This is a genomic window from Variovorax sp. 160MFSha2.1, assembly GCF_048305075.1.
Classification (GTDB): domain Bacteria; phylum Pseudomonadota; class Gammaproteobacteria; order Burkholderiales; family Burkholderiaceae_C; genus Variovorax; species Variovorax guangxiensis.
Window position 1 is genome coordinate 1,032,410 of sequence record NZ_CP157624.1, and the last position, 20,485, is coordinate 1,052,894.

General features: G+C 70.0%; 18 protein-coding genes. 8 read left to right on the forward strand and 10 right to left on the reverse strand.

Features of this window, described 5'->3' with window-relative positions:
* Positions 1–8: 8 nt before the first annotated feature.
* From ABL838_RS04425 to ABL838_RS04445, 5 genes are all read right to left on the reverse strand, one after another.
* A complete protein-coding gene (locus tag ABL838_RS04425; protein WP_126021494.1) occupies positions 9–383 on the reverse strand; it encodes a Rieske (2Fe-2S) protein in 375 nt (124 codons plus the stop codon).
* A 23-nt stretch (positions 384–406) separates the two neighbouring features.
* Positions 407–1,786 (reverse strand): sigma-54-dependent transcriptional regulator, encoded by a 1,380-nt coding sequence (locus tag ABL838_RS04430; protein ID WP_418124387.1) that lies wholly within the window; start codon positions 1,784–1,786, stop codon positions 407–409.
* Positions 1,783–3,822: a sensor histidine kinase gene (locus tag ABL838_RS04435; protein ID WP_418124389.1), complete on the reverse strand. Its 2,040-nt coding sequence runs from the start codon at positions 3,820–3,822 to the stop codon at positions 1,783–1,785. Before ABL838_RS04435 ends, ABL838_RS04430 begins: the two co-directional genes overlap by 4 nt.
* Before the next feature lie 122 nt (positions 3,823–3,944).
* Entirely contained in the window at positions 3,945–4,946 is a 1,002-nt protein-coding gene (locus ABL838_RS04440; RefSeq protein WP_418124391.1) for a tripartite tricarboxylate transporter substrate-binding protein, read from the reverse strand.
* 83 nt (positions 4,947–5,029) lie between these two features.
* Positions 5,030–7,378, reverse strand: coding sequence for a DUF6351 family protein (locus tag ABL838_RS04445; protein WP_418124393.1), 2,349 nt, complete (start codon positions 7,376–7,378; stop codon positions 5,030–5,032).
* A gap of 435 nt (positions 7,379–7,813) precedes the next feature.
* On the opposite strand from ABL838_RS04445, the gene ABL838_RS04450 reads away from it, so the two are divergent.
* The 8 genes from ABL838_RS04450 (at position 7,814) to htpX (ending at position 15,059) form a co-directional block, all read left to right on the forward strand.
* Positions 7,814–9,076 carry a putative DNA modification/repair radical SAM protein gene (locus ABL838_RS04450; RefSeq protein ID WP_418119127.1) on the forward strand — a complete coding sequence of 421 codons (1,263 nt, stop codon included), beginning with the start codon at positions 7,814–7,816 and terminating at the stop codon, positions 9,074–9,076.
* Positions 9,077–9,098: 22 nt separating this feature from the next.
* Positions 9,099–10,529: a UdgX family uracil-DNA binding protein gene (locus ABL838_RS04455; RefSeq protein WP_418124395.1), complete on the forward strand. Its 1,431-nt coding sequence runs from the start codon at positions 9,099–9,101 to the stop codon at positions 10,527–10,529.
* A gap of 111 nt (positions 10,530–10,640) precedes the next feature.
* Complete coding sequence (locus tag ABL838_RS04460; RefSeq protein ID WP_418124397.1) at positions 10,641–10,859, forward strand: DUF2892 domain-containing protein; 219 nt, start codon at positions 10,641–10,643, stop codon at positions 10,857–10,859.
* Between the two features lie 3 nt (positions 10,860–10,862).
* Positions 10,863–11,390: an RNA polymerase sigma factor gene (locus ABL838_RS04465; protein ID WP_418124399.1), complete on the forward strand. Its 528-nt coding sequence runs from the start codon at positions 10,863–10,865 to the stop codon at positions 11,388–11,390.
* A 48-nt stretch (positions 11,391–11,438) separates the two neighbouring features.
* The gene (pyrC, locus tag ABL838_RS04470; protein WP_418124401.1) at positions 11,439–12,470 is read left to right on the forward strand and encodes a dihydroorotase; all 1,032 of its coding nucleotides are present in this window, start codon (positions 11,439–11,441) and stop codon (positions 12,468–12,470) included.
* Entirely contained in the window at positions 12,467–13,264 is a 798-nt protein-coding gene (locus ABL838_RS04475; RefSeq protein WP_418124403.1) for an NYN domain-containing protein, read from the forward strand. The genes pyrC and ABL838_RS04475 overlap by 4 nt, the downstream gene beginning before the upstream one ends.
* Positions 13,261–14,022: a DUF3025 domain-containing protein gene (locus ABL838_RS04480; RefSeq protein WP_418124404.1), complete on the forward strand. Its 762-nt coding sequence runs from the start codon at positions 13,261–13,263 to the stop codon at positions 14,020–14,022. Before ABL838_RS04475 ends, ABL838_RS04480 begins: the two co-directional genes overlap by 4 nt.
* Positions 14,023–14,183: 161 nt before the next feature.
* A complete protein-coding gene (gene htpX / locus ABL838_RS04485; protein WP_176667782.1) occupies positions 14,184–15,059 on the forward strand; it encodes a protease HtpX in 876 nt (291 codons plus the stop codon).
* 281 nt (positions 15,060–15,340) lie between these two features.
* On the opposite strand, the gene ABL838_RS04490 is transcribed toward htpX, so the two are convergent.
* The 5 genes from ABL838_RS04490 to ABL838_RS04510 form a co-directional block, all read right to left on the reverse strand.
* Positions 15,341–16,564, reverse strand: a complete 1,224-nt coding sequence (locus ABL838_RS04490; protein ID WP_418124407.1) for a type II toxin-antitoxin system HipA family toxin — start codon at positions 16,562–16,564, stop codon at positions 15,341–15,343.
* Positions 16,561–16,905 carry a helix-turn-helix domain-containing protein gene (locus ABL838_RS04495; protein ID WP_418124409.1) on the reverse strand — a complete coding sequence of 115 codons (345 nt, stop codon included), beginning with the start codon at positions 16,903–16,905 and terminating at the stop codon, positions 16,561–16,563. The genes ABL838_RS04490 and ABL838_RS04495 overlap by 4 nt, the downstream gene beginning before the upstream one ends.
* Before the next feature lie 260 nt (positions 16,906–17,165).
* Entirely contained in the window at positions 17,166–18,110 is a 945-nt protein-coding gene (locus ABL838_RS04500) for a ProQ/FINO family protein (RefSeq protein ID WP_418124411.1), read from the reverse strand.
* A gap of 120 nt (positions 18,111–18,230) precedes the next feature.
* Positions 18,231–18,797, reverse strand: a complete 567-nt coding sequence (locus ABL838_RS04505; RefSeq protein WP_126021479.1) for a VUT family protein — start codon at positions 18,795–18,797, stop codon at positions 18,231–18,233.
* Entirely contained in the window at positions 18,797–20,467 is a 1,671-nt protein-coding gene (locus tag ABL838_RS04510; protein ID WP_418124413.1) for an NAD(P)/FAD-dependent oxidoreductase, read from the reverse strand. The genes ABL838_RS04505 and ABL838_RS04510 overlap by 1 nt, the downstream gene beginning before the upstream one ends.
* Positions 20,468–20,485 lie beyond the last annotated feature (18 nt).

The following is a 20,485-nucleotide window of genomic DNA, read 5'->3' on the forward strand; positions in this document are numbered from 1 at the left end:
GCTTGCTTTCAGCCGCCCGCGCCGGGCCAAACGCTGCCGTCGGCCTTCTCGTGCACGGCCACCGGCGTGAGCCGCGCGCCCCGGCACGGGCCGCCGACGCACTTGCCGGTGTCGGGCTCGAAGATGGCGCCGTGCCGCGCGCACATCAGGAAGCGGCCTGAACTCTCCAGCACCTGGCCCTCGAAGTCGAGCGGCCCGCCGGCATGCGGGCACTGGTTGAGGTAGGCGTGCACCGCGCCCTGCCAGCGCACCGCGAAGGCCGGTACGCCCTCGGGGGTGTTGAACCTGGCGGCAAGGCCGCCTTCGGCGAGGCTCGTGGCCAGCGGCAGGGCCGATGCGGCGGATGGATCAGGCTGTGGGGCGGTCGTGGCGGCTTCGGTCATCTGACCGCGAGCCTAGCCAAGGTTCAGGCGCTGCGCAACGCGCGCCGTGGCATTGTCTCGTCGGACGGGGCCGCGTCCAGCGGGCCGAGCCGGCGCATCTTGTCGTACAGGGTCTTGCGCGGCACGCCCAGGCGTTCGGCCGCGGCGGCGGCGCTGCCGTTGCAGGCCTCCAGCGCCTCGCGGATCAGGTAGCGCTCGAACTGCGCCATCTGCTCGTCGAGCGAGTGCGGTTCCTGCGCGAGGCTGCGGAAGCCCTCTTCGCCGTCCCACAGCCCGAGCACGAAGCGGTCGGCGATGTTGCGCAGCTCGCGCACGTTGCCGGGCCAGGCATGCGCCATCAGCGCCTGCAGGTGGCGCGGCGCGACGGCGGGCTGCTCGCGTCCGTGGCGCAGCGCCGCCTGCATCGCGAAGTGGGTGAACAGCAGCGGAATGTCCTCGCGCCGCTCGCGCAGCGGCGGCAGGTGCAGCACCACCACGCTCAGGCGGTAGTAGAGGTCGTCGCGGAACTTCTGCGCCTGCGCGGCCTGCAGCAGGTCGGCCTTGGTGGCGGCGACCACGCGGCTGTCCATCGGGCGCAGCTCGTTGGAGCCCAGCCGCTCGAACTGCCGCTCCTGCAGGGCGCGCAGCATCTTGACCTGCAGGTTCATCGGCATGGTCTCGATCTCGTCGAGGAACAGCGTGCCGCCGCGCGCATGCTCGATCTTGCCGATGCGCCTGCGCGCCGCGCCGGTGAAGGCGCCGGCCTCGTGGCCGAACATCTCGCTCTCGAACAGCGCCTCGGGCATGCCGCCGCAGTTGATGGCCGCGAAGTTGCCCTCGCGCCGGCGCCCGCAGTCGTGCAGGCAGCGCGCCACCAGCTCCTTGCCGGTGCCGGTCTCGCCGAGGATCAGCACGTCGGCGTCGGAGCTGGCCACGTCCAGCACCAGCCGGCGCAGCCGCTGCATGGCCGAGGAACGCCCGATCAGCCGCGCCTCGATCGACTCGTAGCCCGCGAGCTTGCGGCGCAGCTGGTCGACCTCGAGACTCAGCGCGCGCTTCTCCAGCGCCCGCTGGACCACCTCGGTGAGCTGGTCGGGCGAGAAGGGTTTCTCCAGGAAGTCGTAGGCGCCCAGGCGCATGGCCTGCACCGCCATGGTGATGTCGCCGTGGCCGGTGACGAGGATGACGGGCAGCGTCGGGTCGATCTGCAGCGCGCGCGACAGCAGCGCCAGCCCGTCCATGCCGGGCAGCCTCACGTCGGTGACCAGCACGCCGGCAAAGCCCGGCACCACGCGCGGCAGCACCTGCTCGGCCGAGCCGAAGCCCGTCACGCGCAAGCCCGCCAGCTGCAGCGCCTGCGTGCTGCCCAGCCGCACGGCCGGGTCGTCCTCGACGAAGAGAACCTCGAGCTCGTGTTCAGTCATGAAATGTTCCCTGCATTGCGTGTGCCGCCATCGCGCAGCGTGACCACGAAGGCCGCGCCGCCGAGTTCGCCCTCGCCGGCGCGCAGCAGCCCGCCGAAGTCGCGCACGATGCCGGCCGAGATGGCCAGCCCCAGGCCCAGGCCCAGGCCCTGTTCCTTGGTGGTGAAGAAGGGCTCGAAGAGGCGCGGCATCACCTCGGGCGCGATGCCGGTGCCGTTGTCGTGCACCTCCACCGCAACGCCCTCGGCGGTGCGGCGCGCCGCGATGCGCACGCGGCGCGGGCTGGCACCGGCGGCCGCGACCGCGTCGAAGGCGTTGACCAGCAGGTTCACCAGCACCTGCTCGAGCCGGTTGCCCTCGCAGCGCGCGAAGAGCCCGGGCTCGATGAACTGCTCGAGCTCGATGCGCTCCTGGCGGATGCGCTGGCCCAGCAGGAAGAGCGCATCGGCGATCACGTCGGCCAGCGCCACCGACTGCAGTTCCACCGCCGAGCGGCGCGCGAATTTCTTGAGCTGCGCGGTGATCTGGCCCATGCGGTCGGTCAGCTCGCAGATGGTGCGCAGGTTCAGGTCGACCTGCTCGGACTGCCCGCGCTCCAGGAACACCACCGCATTGGCCGACAGCGTGCGCAACGCGGCCAGCGGCTGGTTGAGCTCGTGCGTGATGCCGGCCGACATCTGGCCCAGCACGGCCATCTTGCCGGTCTGCACCAGGTCGTCGAGCGTGTTCTTCAGCATCTCCTCGGCGCGCTTGCGCTCGGCGATCTCGGTCTGCAGGTGCTGGTTGGCCTCGCTCAGCGCCTCGGTGCGCAGCTCGACCTTGTGCTCCAGCTCGTCGTAGGCGCCCTGCAGCGCCTCGCGCGCGGCCAGCCGCTGGTGCACGATGCGCCGGCGCTGCTGCAGGTACATCACCAGCAGCGTGAGGAACACCAGCGCGAACATCGTGGCCAGCGCGCTGGTGCGGGCGAGCGCGTGCGCCGGCTTCATGTCCGACAGCATGATGAGCTTCCAGTCGGTGCCGTCGACCCGGCGGCTGTCGAGCAGGTAGTCGGGGCCGAAGGGCGTGGCGCCGGGGCGCTGCGGCGCCTCCTCGTTCGCGCGCAGCTGCACCACGGTGCCTTCGCCGCCCGACAGCGGCCGGTGCTCGCGCATGTCGATGGGCGTGAGCGCGCCGGCCTCTGTGTACTGGCGCGTCTGCGCGAGCTGCCGGAGCGTCTCGCTCGACAGCGGGCGCAGCGCGCGGAATTTCCAGCCGGGGTCGGAGGAGAGGAACACCACGCCGTTGCCGTCGATGGCGAACACACGGTCGGCCGAATGCGACCAGGCTGCGTCGAGCTTGTCGAGGTTGACCTTCACGGTGGCCACGCCCAGCCGGCGCGCGCCGTCGATGATGCCGAACGAGAAGTAGTAGCCCGGCTCGCGGCTGACCGTGCCGATGCCGTAGAAGCGCCCCGGCACGCCGCGCAGCGCGTCCTGGAAGTAGGGGCGGTAGGAGAAGTTCATGTCCACGAAGCTGCCCGGCTGGTTCCAGTTGCTGGCGGCCAGCGTGAGGCCGGTCTCGTCCATCACGTAGATGGCCGAGGCCTGCGCGTGCGCGTTGACGGTCTCGAGGTAGACGTTGGCGTCCAGCTGCTGGCCGGCGTCGCGCGGCTTGCGCAGCAGGTCGAGCACGTCGGGGCTCAGCGACACCACCTGCGGCAGGTATTCGTAGCGGCTGAGCTCGCTGCGCAGGCTGGTGGCGTAGATGTCGAGCCGGTGCAGCGTGCCCTGCTGCAGCGAGCGGATGCCCGCGCGCTCGCCCAGCAGGTAGGCCAGCGCGCCGCCGGCCGCGATGAGGCACAGCCACACGCAGACGGCGGCCCACAGGCGCCAGCGCGCGAGAGGCGGCGCCCCGGCCGCGAGGGTGGGGGCGTCGCCGTGGAAGCGCGCCAGCACGGCCTTGTCGCGCAGGTCGTCGGGCGATCCGGCAAAGCCGGCCCGGTAAGGCGCGGAAAGCTTCAGCACGGCGCGGCCGGCCGATAGGAGCAGTGACGACACGGGAGCGGGAAGCGGGAGTCCGCCGTCGGGCAGCAAAGGGCCCTGATGGTATGCAGCACTCCCTGCCGCGCCGAGGCGGAATTACCCTCGCTGTCGCCCATGCGTCGCACCATGCGCGTGCCTCAGTCGGCGTACACGCCGGCGGCCTTGATGACCGGGCCGAAGCGCGCCACCTCCTGCTGCACGAACTTCCTGTGCTCGGCCGGCTCGACGCGCCGGTCGGCCACCACCACCGCGCCCAGGCCTTCCTCCTTCCTGATGAAGTCGGGGTCCTTCAGCGCGACCTTGAGCGCGTCGTTGAGCTTCTTGAGCACCGGCGCGGGCGTGCCCTTGGGCGCGTAGAGGCCGTGCCAGATGGTCACCTGGAAGTTCTTCAGCCCCGACTCGTCCAGCGTGGGCAGGTCCTTCAGCGCGGGCGTGCCCAGCCGCTTGAGCGTGGTCACGCCGTAGGCCTTGACCTTCCTGGCCTCGATCTGCGAAGTGGTGTTGGTGGTCTGGTCGCACAGCAGGTCGATCTGCCCGCCGAGCAGGTCGGCGATGGCGGGGGCGGTGCCCTTGTAGGGCACGGTGGTCATCTCGGCCTTGAGCTCGCTTTGCAGCAGCAGCCCGCACAGGTGCGAGGCCGAGCCGATGCCCGCGTTGCCGAGGTTGGTCTTGCCGGGGTTCTTCGCGATCCACTCGCGCAGTTCCTTGAAGCTGCCGGCCTCCAGCTGGGGCTTGCCGATGACGGTCATGGGCACGTCGTTGATCATGCCCAGGTATTCGAAGTCGGTCTCGTAGTCGTAAGGCAGCTTGCGGTAGAGCACCGGCGTGGTGGCCATGCCCACGTGGGTGAGCAGCAGCGTGTAGCCGTCGGGCCGGGCGCGCGCCACCTTGGCGTTGCCGATGGTGCTGCCGGCACCGGCGGCGTTGTCGATCACGATGCTGGTGCCGTCCAGCGGCTTGCGCATGGCCTCGGCCAGGTCGCGCGCCACCCGGTCGGTGGGGCCGCCGGCCGCGAAGGGTACGACGATGGTGATGGGCTTGCCCGCGGGAAAGTCTTGCGCGTGCGCGCCGGTGGCGGCGGCCAGGCCGAGGGCCAGGCCCAGTGCGAGGTGGACGGCGGACACAGGGGTCTTCTTCATGGATGCTTTCAAGGTTCACTCCAGGGGAAAAGGCGGGCGGGCCTGCATGTGCGGTCGCGCGTGCAGGCCGCCCGCGGCTTGGCTTACAGGAAGCTCGACATCAGCTTCTTCGTGATGTCGAACAGCAGGTTCACGGGCGACGGCCCGAACGACAGCCAGGTGCCGGCGAGCGGCTGCTGGCCGACGCCGGGCTTGGTCCAGTCGCACACGCCGTCGGGGAAGGCTGCGTTCAGGCGTGCCCATTGCGTGGGGTTGAAGCTCACGCTGTAGTCCGACGGGTTCAGCGGCTTCAGCTGGCACTTGGCGATGTCGTCGGTGAGCGGGCCGCCCGCTGCCATGCGCGGCGTGGTGCCGGCCGGGTAGAAGGTGTTGCACGCGCCGGTGCCGAAGGCGGTCTGCTCCTCGGTGTACTTCAGGCCCGCGTTCCAGCAGGCGTCCTGCAGGTCGGCCGGGCGGTTGGCGGCGATCTTCTGTGCCTTGGTGCGATCGGAGGTGTCGGCCTTCACCGCGGTGAGCCACTTCACCATCTCGTCGAAGGCGGCCGCGCTGCCGCCGCCCATGGTCCACATCACGTGGTTGTCGATGTTGCCGTTGGCGCGGCGCAGGCGCTCGCGCATCGAGAACGAGTGGATCTTGGTGTGGATGTCGCCGCCGGTGGCGCCGTCGTTGTAGTCGCGCAGGTCGATGATGGCGGTGGAGGCCAGCCCGCCCGCGCCGTTGACGATGCGGCCCGACTGGTAGGCCCGGCGCAGCGCGTCGATGTCGCCCACGGTGCGCGCGGCGGTGCGCTTCATGTCGCGGTCGACGCCGCCCACGCGCTCGTTCAGGTCGAGGAACTTCTCGATGCCGAGCTTGCCCTCGTTGAGCGCGTTCAGGCCGTACTGGATGCCCACGTTGTCGATCGGGCGCAGCGCGAAGCCCTCGGCCTCGGTCTTGCCGTAGACGTTCACCGTGTGGTCGAACACCGTCGCGCGCGCGCCCGTGGGGTTGGTCAGCGCGTTGTAGCGCTGCTCGGCGGGCACGCCCGCGGGGAACGAAACAGTGGGATCCAGGCGACCCGCGCTGTTGCTCATGTTGGGGATGTTGCCGATCTGCAGGTAGCCCGAGATCGCCTGCTTCTCGGCCGTGGTGTAGGCCAGCGCCGCGGTGGCAGGGTCGTTGAAGTAGTTGTTGAGCACGCGCGAGTCGTGCAGCTTGAAGATGGTGGAGGAGGTGACGTCGGCGAACACCTGGCTCACCACCACGCCGTCGAACAGGCCGGGGTAGTTGTCGCTGGTCTGGTGGCTCTGGTAGGAGCCGCCCGAGCCGCCGGTGCCGATGGTGTGGGCCGGCACGCCGAAGTTCTCGATGAAGCGCTCCTTCACCATCGCGATGGTCTCCGAGGAAAGCTGGTCGTTGCAGTTGGTGCCGAAGACGTTGAGCGTGGAGGTGGTCACGGCGAAGCCGCGGCTCTGGTAGGTCGGGTTGATCAGCGTGGCGAAGTCGTTGCCCTGCTGGAACCATCCGCCCTGGCAGCCGCCACCCAGCGGGTAGAGCAGCGTGCCGTTCCAGCCGGCCGGGCGCGAGGTGGGCGAGGGCGCGGGCTCGTTGAGCACGTCGTGCAGGATCGCCGACTGGTACAGCCCGCGGTTGATGGTGCCGCTTTCGAGCCGCACCACGTAGGGCACCTGCTTGCCGTTGATGGTGAGCCAGGCCATGTTGGCCGGGTAGGCGGTGATCGATTCCGGCACGAAGCGCACGTTGCTGCCGGCGGTGGTGCGGTAGTAGTAGTCGACGCGCGTCTCCACCGAGCACTTGCCGTCGTCCAGCGGCTTGAGCACCTGGCCGCCCATGCGGGTGAAGGTGGCGTAGCCGCACACGAAGGGCTCCTCGTGCGGGCCGGAGATCACCGGGCCGGTGATCGGGTAGGCCGTCAGCTGCAGCTTCGCGCTGTAGCCGCCGTAGCTCGCGACCAGCTCGTTGGAGCCCGGCTTGAGCCCCGTGACCTTGCCCACCAGGCGGCCGCTGGCGGGGTCGCGCGAGAACGCCGCCGTCACGTCGCGCCCGTCGACCGACACCGCGAGGCTGCCGTCGGCCTTCTCGCGCAGCAGCTCCAGCTCGACCAGCGCGTCGTCGCCGGTCACCAGCTGCGGCGACGAGGACAACACGCCGATGCGCACCGTGGCATCGACCGGCGGCGGGTTGCCGGGGCCGGACGGGTCGGTGGGCGTGGCGCCGCCACCGCCTCCTCCGCCTCCGCCTCCGCCGGCAGCGGGCGGAATGAAGCTGAAGCCGCCTCCACCTCCGCCGGCAGCGGGCGGAATGAAGCTGAAGCCGCCTCCACCTCCGCCGCTGCCGCCGCCGCAGGCGGTGAGCGCCAGCACGGCCAGCAGCGTGCCGATGCGCACGGGGGTCGGGCGAAGGCGGGTGCTCTTCTTCTGGGTTCTGATCATCTTCTCTGTCTCCGTTGTGGTTCTGGTTGAACAAGCGATGGGGGAAAAGCGGCTCCCCCCGGCCGGCACGGCCATGCGGCGGCGCGACCCGGCGCGGGCCGGATCGAAGCGCGACGCGCGGCGCGTCAGTGCGAGGCGGTGAGTGGGAGGCCGGCCGGCGGTGGCGGCGCGGCGGCGAGTGCGGGCAGGTCGGTCATTGGCGTGTCTCCATCCTCTGTCGGGTGTGCCGCATGGATAGCAACGCATGTGCCACGCAGGCCGTCAAACCCAAGTGACTGATTCCATTGGAGTTTTTTCGGAAGACCTGCGGTTTTCCCGCAAATCGGCGGCTGAAAAACCAGCCATCGCCGGCGTCGCGCGGCCGGAAAACCGCACGCCAGGGGCAGGACACAATCAGCTTAAAACTGTATATTCATACAGTATTCGACCGATCCCATGGAAATCCAGCGCAAACTCGCCATCCTGGCCGACGCCGCCAAGTACGACGCTTCCTGCGCGTCGAGCGGCTCCCAGCCGCGCGACTCGCTCGGCGGGCGCGGCATCGGCTCCACCGAGGGCGCCGGCATCTGCCACAGCTATGCGCCCGACGGCCGCTGCATCTCGCTGCTGAAGGTGCTGCTGACCAACCACTGCCAGTACGACTGCCTCTACTGCGTGAACCGCGCATCGAGCAACGTGCCGCGGGCGCGCTTCCGGGTCGAGGAGGTGGTGCAGCTCACGCTCGACTTCTACCGGCGCAATTGCATCGAGGGCCTGTTCCTGTCCAGCGGCATCGTCAAGTCGCCCGACCACACGATGGAGCAGGTGGTCGAGGTCGCGCGCCAGCTGCGCGAGGAGCACGACTTCCGCGGCTACATCCACCTCAAGACCATTCCCGACGCCAGCGACGAACTGCTGGCGCGCGCCGGCCGCTATGCCGACCGGCTCAGCATCAACGTCGAACTGCCCACCGCCGAGGGCCTGCGCGCGCTGGCTCCGGAGAAGGACGAGAGCGCCATCCGCCGCTCGATGGCGCGGCTGCGGCTTCGCATCGACGACACCCGCGAGGAGGCGCGCCGCGTGTTGCCGATCCGCGCTCTGCCGGGCGCCGCGCCGGCCGCCGCGAAGCCGCCGCCCTTCGCGCCCGCCGGCCAGAGCACGCAGATGATCGTGGGCGCCGACGCCACCGACGACCGGCACATCCTGGCCTCCAGCGCCACGCTCTACGGCGCCTACAAGCTGCGGCGCGTGTACTACTCGGCCTTCAGCCCCATTCCCGACGCGGCCCGCGCGCTGCCGCTGGCCGCGCCGCCGCTGATGCGCGAGCACCGGCTCTACCAGGCCGACTGGCTCATGCGCTTCTACGGCTTCGAGCACCAGGAGATCGTGGCGTCGCCCGACGGCCTGCTGCGGCTGGACGTCGATCCCAAGCTGGCCTGGGCGCTGGCGCATGCGGAGCGCTTTCCGGTCGACCTGAACCACGCCCCGCGCGAGATGCTGCTGCGCGTGCCCGGCCTCGGGGTGAAGGCCGTGGAGCGGCTGCTGCAGGCGCGGCGCGTTCGACGGGTGCGTGCCGACGACCTGCGGCGCCTGCACGTGCCGGCGCGCAAGGTGCTGCCCTTCGTGGTGGCGGACGGGCACCGGCCGGCGGCCAACGCGATGGCGATGTCCGGCTCTGCTGCCGCGGCGGCAGAGCCGGCGCAGGCGGCGCTGTTCTGAGGGCGGCAAGCCTGGCATCGGCATGCGCGTGTGTCTCGAAGACCCGGTCGATCTCGATGCCTTCCGCGGCCATGCGCGGCGGCTGCTGGCTGCCGGCGTGCCGCCGGAGCAGGTCGAATGGAGCGAAGGTGGCAACGATCTGTTCGGCGAAGCGCCGGACCTGCCGCCCGCGCGGGTGCAACCAGCGGTAGCCCGGCAGGCCGTGCCCGCATCCTTCGTCGAACTGTGCGCCGACGTGATCCTGCACCGCGACGCGCAGCGCCTGGCCTTGCTCTACCGCCTGCTGTGGCGCCTGGTGCACGAGTCGGCGCTGCGCCACGACCCGCTGGACGCCGACATGATGCAGGCGCAGCTCATGGCCCGCTCGGTGCGCCGCGACATCCACAAGATGCGCGCCTTCGTGCGCTTCACCCGCGTCGTGGACGCGCAGGGCGCCGAGCGCCACGTCGCGTGGTTCGAGCCCGAGCACCGCATCGTCGAGGCCAACGCGCCTTTCTTCGCGCGCCGCTTCGCGCAGATGCGCTGGGCCATCCTCACGCCGCGGCGGTGCGTGGAATGGGACGGGCAGGCGCTGTCGTTCCGCGAGGGCGCGGACCGCCGCCAGAAGCCCGCGCCCGACGAGGGCGAGCAGCTCTGGCTCACCTACTACGAGAACATCTTCAACCCCGCGCGGCTCAAGCTCGCGACGATGCGGCGCGAGATGCCGCGCCGCTACTGGCACAACCTGCCCGAGGCCGCGCTGATCCAGCCGCTGGCCGATGCGGCCGAGGCGCGCAGCCAGTCGATGATCGAAGCGCCGGCCACGCCCGCGCGCCGCATCCGCCCGCCGCTGCTGATGCATCCGCGCCCGGCCGAAGGCGCGGCGCCCGCCGACCTGGACGCGCTGCGCGCCGCGGCGCACGGCTGCCGCGCCTGCCCGATCGGCGCGCTCGCCACCCAGGCCGTGTGCGGCGAGGGCCCGGCCGGCGCGCATCACATGCTCGTCGGCGAACAGCCCGGCGACCAGGAGGACCTGGCGGGCCGGCCCTTCGTCGGGCCGGCGGGCCAGTTGCTCGACCGCGCGATGGCGCAACTGGGCTGGGCGCGGGAGAGCGTCTACCTGGCCAATGCCGTCAAGCACTTCAAGTACGAGCTGCGCGGCAAGCGCCGCATCCACAAGACCGCCGGCCAGCGCGAGGCCGAGGCCTGCGCCCACTGGCTGGACAGCGAGATCGCACTCGTGCAGCCCAAGGCGCTGGTGGCCCTGGGCGCCACCGCCGCGCGCGCCCTGCTCGGGCGGCCGGTGGCGGTGCAGGCCGAGCGCGGCGCCTGGCTGCGCGAGCGCGGGGACGGCCGGCCCGTGCTCGTCACGCTGCATCCTTCGGCGCTGCTGCGGCTGCCGCCCGAGGAGCGTGCCGAGGCGCAGGCGCGCTGGCTGGACGACCTCGCGCTGGCGATGGCGGCGCCCGCGTAGAAGAAAAGAAAAAAAGAAAATCCGCGCATCCCGCGAACCGTTTCGCGGGCTCGGCGCCTCTTCGTGTCCGAGGGTCTTCCTCAGCACTCAAGAAGGATCGAAGGAATCGCCATGCTCTACGCCAAGAACCTACCCGGCTGGGAACGCGCGCTGCGCATCGCCATGGGCCTCGCCGGCCTCGCTTTCGCCGCCATCGGCTGGAGTACCGCCGGCTTCGGGCTTGCCGTGGCCGTCGCCCTCATGGGCGCCATGCTGGCGCTGACAGGCCTGTTCGGCTTCTGCCCGATGTGCGCGATGGTCGGGCGCAAGCTCGACGGAAAAGGGCGCTGAACCGTGGCCTCCGGCACCGACCGCACCGGCCTGATCCACGCCGCGCAGACCGGCGACCCGGCCGCCATCGCCAGCCTGCTCGCGGTCTGCCAGGCCGACGCGCGCCGCTACGCCTGGCGGCACTGCCAGGCCAGCGACGTGGACGACGCGGTGCAGGAGTCGCTGCTGGTCGTCGCGCGCAAGGTGCGGGCGCTAAAGGCCGCGGCGGCGTTCTCGGCGTGGCTTTTCACCGTCATCCGGCGCGAATGCCTGAGGCTGCAGCGCGCGATGTTCCGCCACGACCCCCTGGACGACGATGGCGATGAGGTGGCCGAGCGGCAGCTGGCCAGCCGGGGCGACGCCGCGCTGCGGCTGGACCTGACCCATGCGCTCGAATCGCTGCCCGCGCACTACCTCGAAGTGGTTCTGCTGCGCGATTTCGAGGAGCTGACCATCGCGGAAATCGCCGAACGGCTCGGCGAGCCGGCGGGCGCCGTCAAGAGCCGGCTGCACCGCGCGCGTTCGCTGGTGCGGGAGTACCTGCTGGCGTGATCCAGGCCTGCGCGGCCGGGAGGAGGCCGATGCGACAATCGGCCCGCCATGACAGACACCCTCACGATCACCCGCCCCGACGACTGGCACCTGCACGTGCGCGACGGCGCCGCACTCGAAGCCGTCGTTCCCCACAGCGCCCGCCAGTTCGGCCGCGCGCTGATCATGCCGAACCTCCGCCCCCCGGTGACCACCGCCGCGCAGGCCGTGGCGTACCGCGACCGCATCCGCGCCGCCGTGCCCGCGGGTACGCGTTTCGAGCCGGTGATGTCGCTCTATCTCACCGACAAGCTGCCGCCCGAAGAGATCGCGCTGGCTGCCGAAGCAGGCGTGCGCGCGCTCAAGCTGTATCCGGCCGGCGCCACCACCAACAGCGATGCCGGCGTGACCGACATCCGCAAGACCTACAAGACGCTCGAAGCCATGCAGAAGCACGGCCTGCTGCTGCTGGTGCACGGCGAGGTGACCGACCCGGCCATCGACCTGTTCGACCGCGAGGCCGTGTTCGTCGACCGCGTGATGATCCCGCTGCGCCGCGACTTCCCCGAACTGAAGGTGGTGTTCGAGCACCTCACCACGAAGGAAGGCGCCCACTACGTGCGCGACGCCGGCCGCTTCACGGCTGCCACCATCACCGCGCACCACCTGCTGTACAACCGCAACGCCATCTTCACCGGCGGCATCCGCCCGCACTACTACTGCCTGCCGGTGCTCAAGCGCGAGACGCACCGCGTGGCGCTGGTCGAGGCGGCCACCAGCGGCAGCGACCGCTTCTTCCTGGGCACCGACAGCGCGCCGCACCCGGCGCACCTGAAGGAGCACGCGCTGGGCTGCGCCGGCTGCTACACCGCGCTCACCGCCATCGAGCTCTACGCCGAGGCCTTCGACAACGCGGGCGCGCTCGACAAGCTCGAGGGCTTCGCGAGCTTCCACGGCCCCGACTTCTACGGCCTGCCGCGCCACACCGACACCATCACGCTCAAGCGCGAGAGCTGGACCGTGCCCGAGACCGTGCCCTACGGCGACGCCACGCTCAAGCCGCTGCGCGGTGGCGAGACCGTCGGCTGGAAGCTCGCATGACGGTTCCCTCGCTGCGCGTGATGCTGCTGATCGACGCCGACAACGTGTCGGCCGAAGTCATCGAGCAGGCGGTGCAGCGCACCATGGACGAATACGGCGCCATCCACGTGCGCCGCGCCTACTGCAACGCCGAGATGGCGGTGAACCGGCAGGCGCTCTTCAAGCGCCTCTCGGTGCGGCCGATGGTGAACCTGTCGACCGGCAAGAACAGCACCGACATCGCGCTCGCGGTCGATGCCATCGACCTCGCCATCGCCGAGCGGCCCGACGTGGTGGTGCTGGTGTCCTCCGACTCCGACTTCGCGCCGCTGGTGATCCGCCTGCGCGAGAAGGGCTGCCGCGTCTGCGGCATCGGCCAGCAGGGCAAGACCGGCGACGAAACCATCGGCATCTACGACGCCTTCACCGACATCGCGCACAACGCCGTCGCCAAGCCGGCCGCGCGCACGGTGGCCGCGAAGAAGACGGCCGCTGCGAAGGCTCCGCGCGCCAAGGCCGAGCCGGCCGCGAAGAAGGCCGCGGCACGCAAGACGACGAAGGCGAAGGCAGCCGCCAAGGTGCAGCCGCAGCAGCCGCCGCCTCCGTCGGAAGCAGCCGAATTCATCCTTCAGGCTGCCCCGGCCCTGCGCAGCGGCAAGGACGTGCCGCTCAACGACGTCGCCAAGGCCCTGCGCACCGCGGGCCTGCTCGGCAAGAACAGCAGCTCGCTCAAGCTCTTCGAGAAGCTCACCGCGGAGTTCGCGCTGATGCAGCACCCGGACCGCATCCGCTGGACCGGCGCCCCCGCGCCTTGACCCTGCCGGCGATCGACTGGGCGCAGCCATGGCTCGCGCCCTATCGCGCCGATGGCGAGGCGGCAGCGCAGGCTGTCGCGCGCAACGATGGCTGCGTGGCGGATGCCCTGCAGGGCATCAGGCCCGAATCAGCGCCCGGCTTCGTGCGGCAGCACGAACTGCCCGCCGGGCAGGCCTACGAGGCCCACATCTTCCGGACCCGAACGGTGCCGACCCGCGACAACCTGCACGACTTTTTCAACGGCCTGGTCTGGCTCGCCTTTCCACGGACCAAGCGCCGCCTCAATGAACTGCAGGCCGGCGAGATCGCGCGCGACGGCGTCGGTGCCACGCGCGGTGCGCTGCGCGACGCACTGACGCTGTTCGACGAGAACGGCGCGCTGCTGGATGCGCCGCCCGCGCTGTGGCGGGCGCTGGTCGCGCGTGATTGGCACACACTCTTCGTCAGCGGGCGCGGGCTGTGGAGCGAGGCACGGCTGGTGCTCTTCGGCCATGCGCTGCTCGAGAAGTTGGTGACGCCGCGAAAGCCCATCACCGCGCACGTCCTGCTGCCGGCGGATGGAGAAAACGGCCCGGCGGCGCTCGACGACGTCTCGGTGGCGGGCATGCTCGATGCGCAACGGCTCGGGCGCAAGCCCTTCGTGCCGCTGCCGGTGCTCGGCGTGCCCGGCTGGTGCGCCGGCAACGAGGCCGCACAGTTCTATGACGATCCGAAGGTCTTCAGGCCCTTGGCCGGTCGGGGAATACCGGGGGCCTAGAACTTTTGCTCCTATCATGGCTCCACCCGGCTGCCGCCGACCGGAGCTCCAAGAACACACACAACACCCAGGGCTTCCATGCCGCGAACCGCTTGAATGCGGCTTGAAGAGAGCCCCGGGGCCCTCATCTGGATGGCAGATTTCCCCACGGAGAATTCAACTTGAAACGTATCCTTCTGTTTGTCCTGACCAACGTGATGGTCGTCGCGGTGCTCGGCGTGGTCGCCAGCCTGCTCGGCGTCAATCGCTTCCTCACGGCCAACGGGCTCAACCTCACGGCGCTGCTCGGCTTCGCGCTGGTGATGGGTTTCGGCGGCGCGATCATCTCGCTGCTCATCAGCAAGCCGATGGCCAAGTGGACCACCGGACTGCACATGATCGACAACCCCCAGACGCCCGACGAGGCCTGGATCGTCGGCACGGTGCGCAAGTTCGCCGACAAGGCCGGCATCGGCATGCCCGAGGTCGGCATCTTCGAAGGCGAGCCCAATGCCTTCGCGACGGGCGCGTTCAAGAACTCGTCGCTGGTGGCGGTGTCCACCGGCCTGCTGCAGAACATGACGCGCGAAGAGGTCGAGGCCGTCATCGGCCACGAGGTGGCGCACATCGCCAACGGCGACATGGTCACCATGACGCTGATCCAGGGCGTGATGAACACCTTCGTCGTGTTCCTGTCGCGCGTGATCGGCTATGCCGTCGACAGCTTCCTGCGCCGCGGCGACGACCGCAGCTCGGGCCCCGGCATCGGCTACTACGTGAGCACCATCGTGCTGGACATCGTGCTCGGCTTCGCCGCCGCGATGGTGGTGGCCTGGTTCTCGCGCCAGCGCGAGTTCCGCGCCGACGCCGGCTCGGCCGCCCTCATGGGCAATCGCCAGCCGATGGTCAACGCGCTCGCCCGACTGGGCGGCCTGCCGGCTGGTGAACTGCCGAAGGCGGTTGAAGCGATGGGCATCACGGGCAGCATCGGCAAGCTGTTTGCGACGCACCCGCCGATCGAGGAGCGCATTGCGGCGCTGCAGAACGCGCAGCGCTGAGCGGGACAGACGGGCCATCCGGCCCGCGGTTCGACAAGGAAAAGCCGCTGGGCGGCTTTCTACGCCTTGCGCAGAGGTCCATCGGGCAAAGCAAGTCCCATTTCTCGCGCTTCAGGTTGCGGAGATCGGCCAGAAGCATGCCGGGCGGCTGAGGCTCATCTACTGCCGCATCGATGAGGGCATCGATGATCGCCTCGATACCCGGCTCAGCTTCGATGACTTCGATGCCCGGGCCGGCAGCATTGGCCGAAAAGCCTCGGCGGCGAAGCAGGCGGGCACAGCTAGGCGCTGCAGCGCCGCACATTGCTGGCGACCGCGTCTGCGATGACGGCCACGGTCTCGCGCCGCACCGGGGCATCGCACAAGGCGCTTTCCAGGTCTGCCGCCACCGAGCAGGTGTGATTAATGACGTGCTGCACGTCGCGGGCGCGCAGGCCCAGCTTGGCCGCCAGGGCCAGCAGGTGAGGTCTGCCGGGCGCGAGCGCCTCGCCCATCACCGAGGTCTGGTGGTTTCCGTCCGGGCCGGGGTTGAAGGTGAGGTCGTAGCCAGGCGCGAAGTCCCAGCGGTGTGCCTCGTTCATGCGCAGCGAGAAATTCTTCGCGTGGTCGTCCCGGTTGTTGAACACCACGTTGAACACGCACAGCCGGAAGGCGGCCATGACCTCGTGCGCGTTCTGGGTGAAGAAGCCGGTGGCGCGCAGCACGGTTTCGTAGTCCAGGCAGGGCACCCGGAAGTCGGCATGCAGGGCGCCGGCCAGGGAGTGGACGGGTACGCGCACGTGTTCCACGCGGTCGAACCGCTGGGTGCCGAAGGCGGCGAGGTTCGCGCCCAGGTCGAAATATTCGGTCGGCCCCATGACGATGCCGCATGCGCGCGCCATCTGCGCATAGACGTGCTCGATGGCGCAGACCTCGGGGTGTTCCGATTGGGCCGGGAACTTGACGAGCCAGGGCTCGCCTGCGGCATCGTCGACGGTGCTCACAGTGCGGGTCGCGGCGTCGAACCGGACCAATGCCTTGGGACGGGCCCCGTGCGGTGAACCGCCGGCCTGGGCCAGCATGCGCAGCGCCGTCACGTCGTCGTCGGACACGTTCCGTGCCGCCTGCGCCAGTTGCAGCAGGCTCCAGTCGGCCGTTGGCATGCCATCGTCCTGCGGCGGGATGAAGGAGAGCGCACCCATGGCGCGTGCGCCGATGAAGGCCAGCCGGTCGAGGGGCGAGACGCGCGCCGGGTCACGCCCCGCCTTGCGGAACAGCCGGTCCATCAGCAGCATCCCCCAGCCATCGGGCAGGCTGTCGTAGATGAGGCCCGGCAGGTAGCCCATCTCTTTTGGGAACGGACCGTAGGCCGCTGGCCGCAGCTTCAGGTGGCGCGGCGACAGCTCGATGCCGTTGGCAAGCGCGTCGGCCGAATACTCGAAGATGATCTGGCGCCCGTCGTCGGCCAGGGTGCCCAGGGGCCAGTGCTGGCCCCAGCCTTCGTAGAGGACGGTGAGCTTCTTCATTGGCGGTCTTGTCGGCGGCCCTGCGGCGGGGGCTTGCGCGGATGGCGAACGCGCTGACGCTGCGCGGCCTGCGCCTGTTCCATGGCGGCGATGCTGGTGGTCGGCCGCAGGGTCAGCAGGTCGGCGAGTTCATCGACCAGGCCCAGCGCCTGTATGACGCGCACGAAGGTTTCCAGCGTCGTCATGCCGGTGGACTCCAGCGTCTTGATGGCGCTGCCCGAGACGCCGGCGCGCTGGGCCAGCTCGGCCTGGGTCAGCGACTGCGCGATGCGTTGCGCGCGCAAGCGCTGTCCGAGGGCCTCCACGAGTTCCGGGACGGTGGCGAACGCGACATCGAGCATGAGGATGTCTTGCTATTTAAAGGATTGAATTGTAGCTCAAATGCTAAATTTATCCACTTAAAGGTCTGAAAAACATCCATTATGATTTGATGCGATGCCAGTGACTGCGCCTGTTCGACGCCAGCACCTGTTGTCGTTCACGGCCGTCCCAGATGATCCAGATGCCATGGCGCAAAAAACGCCGAATGACACGCTCAGGCTGGCTGCTGACTGCAGTGGGAAGACTCCCGGCCCACGGCCGATCCAGCGCTTGGACCGGCTCAGTCGGCCGCCGGGGTTTCGGGAGCCGCCGTGGGTTCCGCTGCTTCGGGCGCAGCCGCAGCCTGCGGCGCCTCCGCTGCTTGCGGCGCGGCGGCAGCCGCGGTCCGGTCGGCCCGCGCACGTTGCAGCGTGCGCGTGACCTCGCCCTGCGTCATGCCGTACATCTCCGCAAACTCCTTCTCGCTGCGCCCGCTGGCCTCGAAGGCGCGCAGCAGCGCCTCGCGCTTGGCGGCCTGTTCCGCGAGCAGGGCCAGGGCTTCGTCGAGCACGGCGTTGTTGTTCGCGTCGCGCGAGCGCACCAGCACGGCGTAGGCCTCTCGGTCGAGGCCAGAGGCTTCGACGGCGCGAGCCAGGCGCGCTACCAGTTGGGGGCGCAGGTCTTCGCCGGTGCGCTGCGAGCGGCGGCGGTGCAGCTCGAGGATCGCGTGGTGCACATGCTCGGGCGCGACCGGCTCGGCGACGTTGCCGTCGAGGTCATGGCGCGGATGGCCGGCTGCCACGCTTTCGAGATAGCGGGTGGAGCGCGCGTGCAGGCCCATCGCCACCTTCAGGTCTTCGGCCTTGAAGTCGTCGGGGTGGCGGGCGATCAGCTCTTCGTACACGCCGAGCTTCAGCGGCAGGAAGCGCGCGCCGAAGAGGTTCGGGTACAGCTCGAACAGGCGCTCGAGCGCCGGGTGCACCTTGCGCTGCGGGCGAGCGGGCTGCTGAGGCTGTTGTTGCTGCTTCTGTTGCGAAGGCTGCTGGCGGCCCTGCGCCTTCTTGCGCTGCTGCTGATGCTGCGGACGCTGCCTGCTGGCCTGCATGGGGGCTTGATCGGCTTCGGGCGCGGTCGCCGCGCCGTCCGTGCCGGCGCGCAGGGCCTGCAGCTGCTGCGCCATGTCCATGCGCTCGCCACGGGGGCGGCGCGACTTGTTGTTCGGGTTGGCGGTGGTTGCTTCGGTCATTCTGGAAATCCGGCGCGAAGGCGCGAAGAAAGCAGGAAGTGGTTCAGTGGAATGCGCTCGCGCGTTCGGCGCGGTGCAGTGGATGGGGCGCTCGGTGCATTGTCGTTTCCATGGCTGGCGTCAGCCCATGGCGGCCGAGGCGCGCGCGGCCTGGCGGCCGATCAGTAGCCTGAAAGGCAGCAGCATCAGCACGCCGACGGCCAGCTTCACCGCGAGGTCGCCGAGCGCCCAGGTGAGCCATGGGCCCTCGGTGCCCGCGAAGGCGATGCCCCAGAACACGATGCTGTCGAGCACCGCGGCGATCACCGTGGCCACCAGCGGCGCGCGCCACCAGAGGCCGCGGCGCAGGCGGTCGAAGACGCCGATGTCGAGCAGCTGCGAAGCGATGAAGGCCAGCCCCGAGGCCGCCGCGATGCGCACCGGCGCCAGCAGCAGCGACACGCCCACCGCCACGGCGAAGCCCACCCACGCCACGCGCCGTGCCATGCCGGGGCCGAAGCGCCGGTTGACGAGGTCGCTCACGAGATAGGCCACCGGGTAGGTGAAGGCGCCCCAGGTCAGCCAGTCGTTGATGGCGAACTGCACGAGGATGTTGGAGGCGAGCACCACCGCCGCCATCGCCAGCGTGGCGACGATCAGGTGGCCCAGGGTGGGGCGTTCGAAGCGGATGGAAGACTGCTGCCGCATCAGACGCTCGCGGTGCGTTCGCGCTCCGACTCGGTCAGCACGCTGCGCGCCACGGCCTCGGCCACCTTGATGCCGTCCACGCCGGCCGACAGGATGCCGCCCGCGTAGCTCGCGCCTTCGCCCGCGGGGTACAGGCCGCGCACGTTGAGGCTCTGGAAGTCGTCGCCGCGCGTGATCTTGATCGGCGACGAAGTGCGCGTCTCGACGCCGGTGAGTACCGCGTCGTGCGTGTCGAAGCCCTTGATCTTGCGGCCGAAGGCGGGGAAGGCCTCGCGCATCGCCTCGATGGCGTAGGCGGGCAGGGCCTTGTGCAGGTCGGTCGGCGTCACGCCCGGCTTGTACGAGGGGATCACGCTGCCGAGCGCGGTGGAAGGCTTGCCGGCGATGAAGTCGCCCACCAGCTGGCCGGGCGCGCGGTAGTCGCCGCCGCCGAGCACGAAGGCGTTGCTTTCCAGCTCGCGCTGCAGCGCGATGCCTGCGAGCGCATCGCCCGGGGAATTCGATTCCCATCCTGGGAAATCGCGCGGGTCGATGCCCACCACGATGCCCGCGTTGGCGTTGCGCTCGTTGCGCGAGTACTGGCTCATGCCGTTGGTGACCACGCGGCCCGGCTCGCTGGTGGCCGCAACCACGGTGCCGCCCGGGCACATGCAGAAGCTGTAGACCGAGCGGCCGTTGCTCGCGTGGTGCACCAGCTTGTAGTCGGCCGCGCCCAGCAGCGGATGGCCCGCGTGGCGGCCCCAGCGCGCGCGGTCGATGAGGCCCTGCGGGTGCTCCACGCGGAAGCCGATGGAAAAGGGCTTGGCCTCGATGTGCACGCCGCGCGCATGCAGCATCGCGAACGTGTCGCGCGAGCTGTGGCCCAGCGCCATCACGACGTGGTCGGCGCGAAGCTCGCTGCTCTGGCCGGTGGCCTGGTCGAGCACGGTGAGGCCGCGAAGGTGGCCGCTTTCGATGCGCACGTCGGTCACGCGCTGCTCGAAGCGGATCTCGCCGCCCAGCGCCACGATCTGCTCGCGGATGTTCTCGACCACCTTCACCAGCTTGAAGGTGCCGATGTGCGGATGCGCGACGTAGAGGATCTCGGGCGGCGCGCCGGCCTTCACGAACTCTTTCATCACCTTGCGGCCGAGGAAGCGCGGGTCCTTGATCTGGCTGTAGAGCTTGCCGTCGGAGAAAGTGCCGGCGCCGCCTTCGCCGAACTGCACGTTCGACTCGGGGTTGAGCTCGCTCCTGCGCCACAGGCCCCAGGTGTCGCGGGTGCGCTGGCGCACGGTCTTGCCGCGTTCGAGCACGATGGGGCGGAAGCCCATCTTCGCGAGCATCAGCGCCGCGAAGATGCCGCAGGGGCCGAAGCCGATCACCACGGGCCGCGTCGGCAGGCCCTCGGGCGCGCTGGCCGGGGGCGTGTAGCGCATGTCGGGCGCCGGCTGGATGTGCGGATGGCCCGCGTGCCTGGCGAGCAGGGCGGCTTCGAGCTTCGCGTCCGACAGCTGCACGTCGCAGATGTAGACGGTGAGCAGCTCGGCCTTGCGGGCATCGAAGCTGCGCTTGTAGACGGTGTGGGAAGCGATCGCTTCGAGTGGGACGCCGAGCGTCCTGGCGATCAGTTCGGCCAGCGCCTCTGGCGCGTGGTCGAGCGGGAGTTTGAGTTCGGAGATTCTCAGCATGGCGTGGGGCTTGTGACT

What these genes read in the sequence shown, in the direction of transcription:
- ABL838_RS04450 (WP_418119127.1), top strand. Translation starts at nt 7,814, where the DNA reads ATGGAAATCCAGCGCAAACTCGCCATCCTGGCCGACGCCGCCAAGTAC.
- ABL838_RS04495 (WP_418124409.1), bottom strand. Translation starts at nt 16,905, where the DNA reads ATGCTCGATGTCGCGTTCGCCACCGTCCCGGAACTCGTGGAGGCCCTC.
- ABL838_RS04455 (WP_418124395.1), top strand. Translation starts at nt 9,099, where the DNA reads ATGCGCGTGTGTCTCGAAGACCCGGTCGATCTCGATGCCTTCCGCGGC.
- ABL838_RS04490 (WP_418124407.1), bottom strand. Translation starts at nt 16,564, where the DNA reads ATGAAGAAGCTCACCGTCCTCTACGAAGGCTGGGGCCAGCACTGGCCC.
- ABL838_RS04430 (WP_418124387.1), bottom strand. Translation starts at nt 1,786, where the DNA reads ATGACTGAACACGAGCTCGAGGTTCTCTTCGTCGAGGACGACCCGGCC.
- ABL838_RS04510 (WP_418124413.1), bottom strand. Translation starts at nt 20,467, where the DNA reads ATGCTGAGAATCTCCGAACTCAAACTCCCGCTCGACCACGCGCCAGAG.
- ABL838_RS04505 (WP_126021479.1), bottom strand. Translation starts at nt 18,797, where the DNA reads ATGCGGCAGCAGTCTTCCATCCGCTTCGAACGCCCCACCCTGGGCCAC.
- pyrC (WP_418124401.1), top strand. Translation starts at nt 11,439, where the DNA reads ATGACAGACACCCTCACGATCACCCGCCCCGACGACTGGCACCTGCAC.
- ABL838_RS04460 (WP_418124397.1), top strand. Translation starts at nt 10,641, where the DNA reads ATGCTCTACGCCAAGAACCTACCCGGCTGGGAACGCGCGCTGCGCATC.
- ABL838_RS04440 (WP_418124391.1), bottom strand. Translation starts at nt 4,946, where the DNA reads ATGAAGAAGACCCCTGTGTCCGCCGTCCACCTCGCACTGGGCCTGGCC.
- ABL838_RS04445 (WP_418124393.1), bottom strand. Translation starts at nt 7,378, where the DNA reads ATGATCAGAACCCAGAAGAAGAGCACCCGCCTTCGCCCGACCCCCGTG.
- ABL838_RS04500 (WP_418124411.1), bottom strand. Translation starts at nt 18,110, where the DNA reads ATGACCGAAGCAACCACCGCCAACCCGAACAACAAGTCGCGCCGCCCC.
- ABL838_RS04475 (WP_418124403.1), top strand. Translation starts at nt 12,467, where the DNA reads ATGACGGTTCCCTCGCTGCGCGTGATGCTGCTGATCGACGCCGACAAC.
- ABL838_RS04425 (WP_126021494.1), bottom strand. Translation starts at nt 383, where the DNA reads ATGACCGAAGCCGCCACGACCGCCCCACAGCCTGATCCATCCGCCGCA.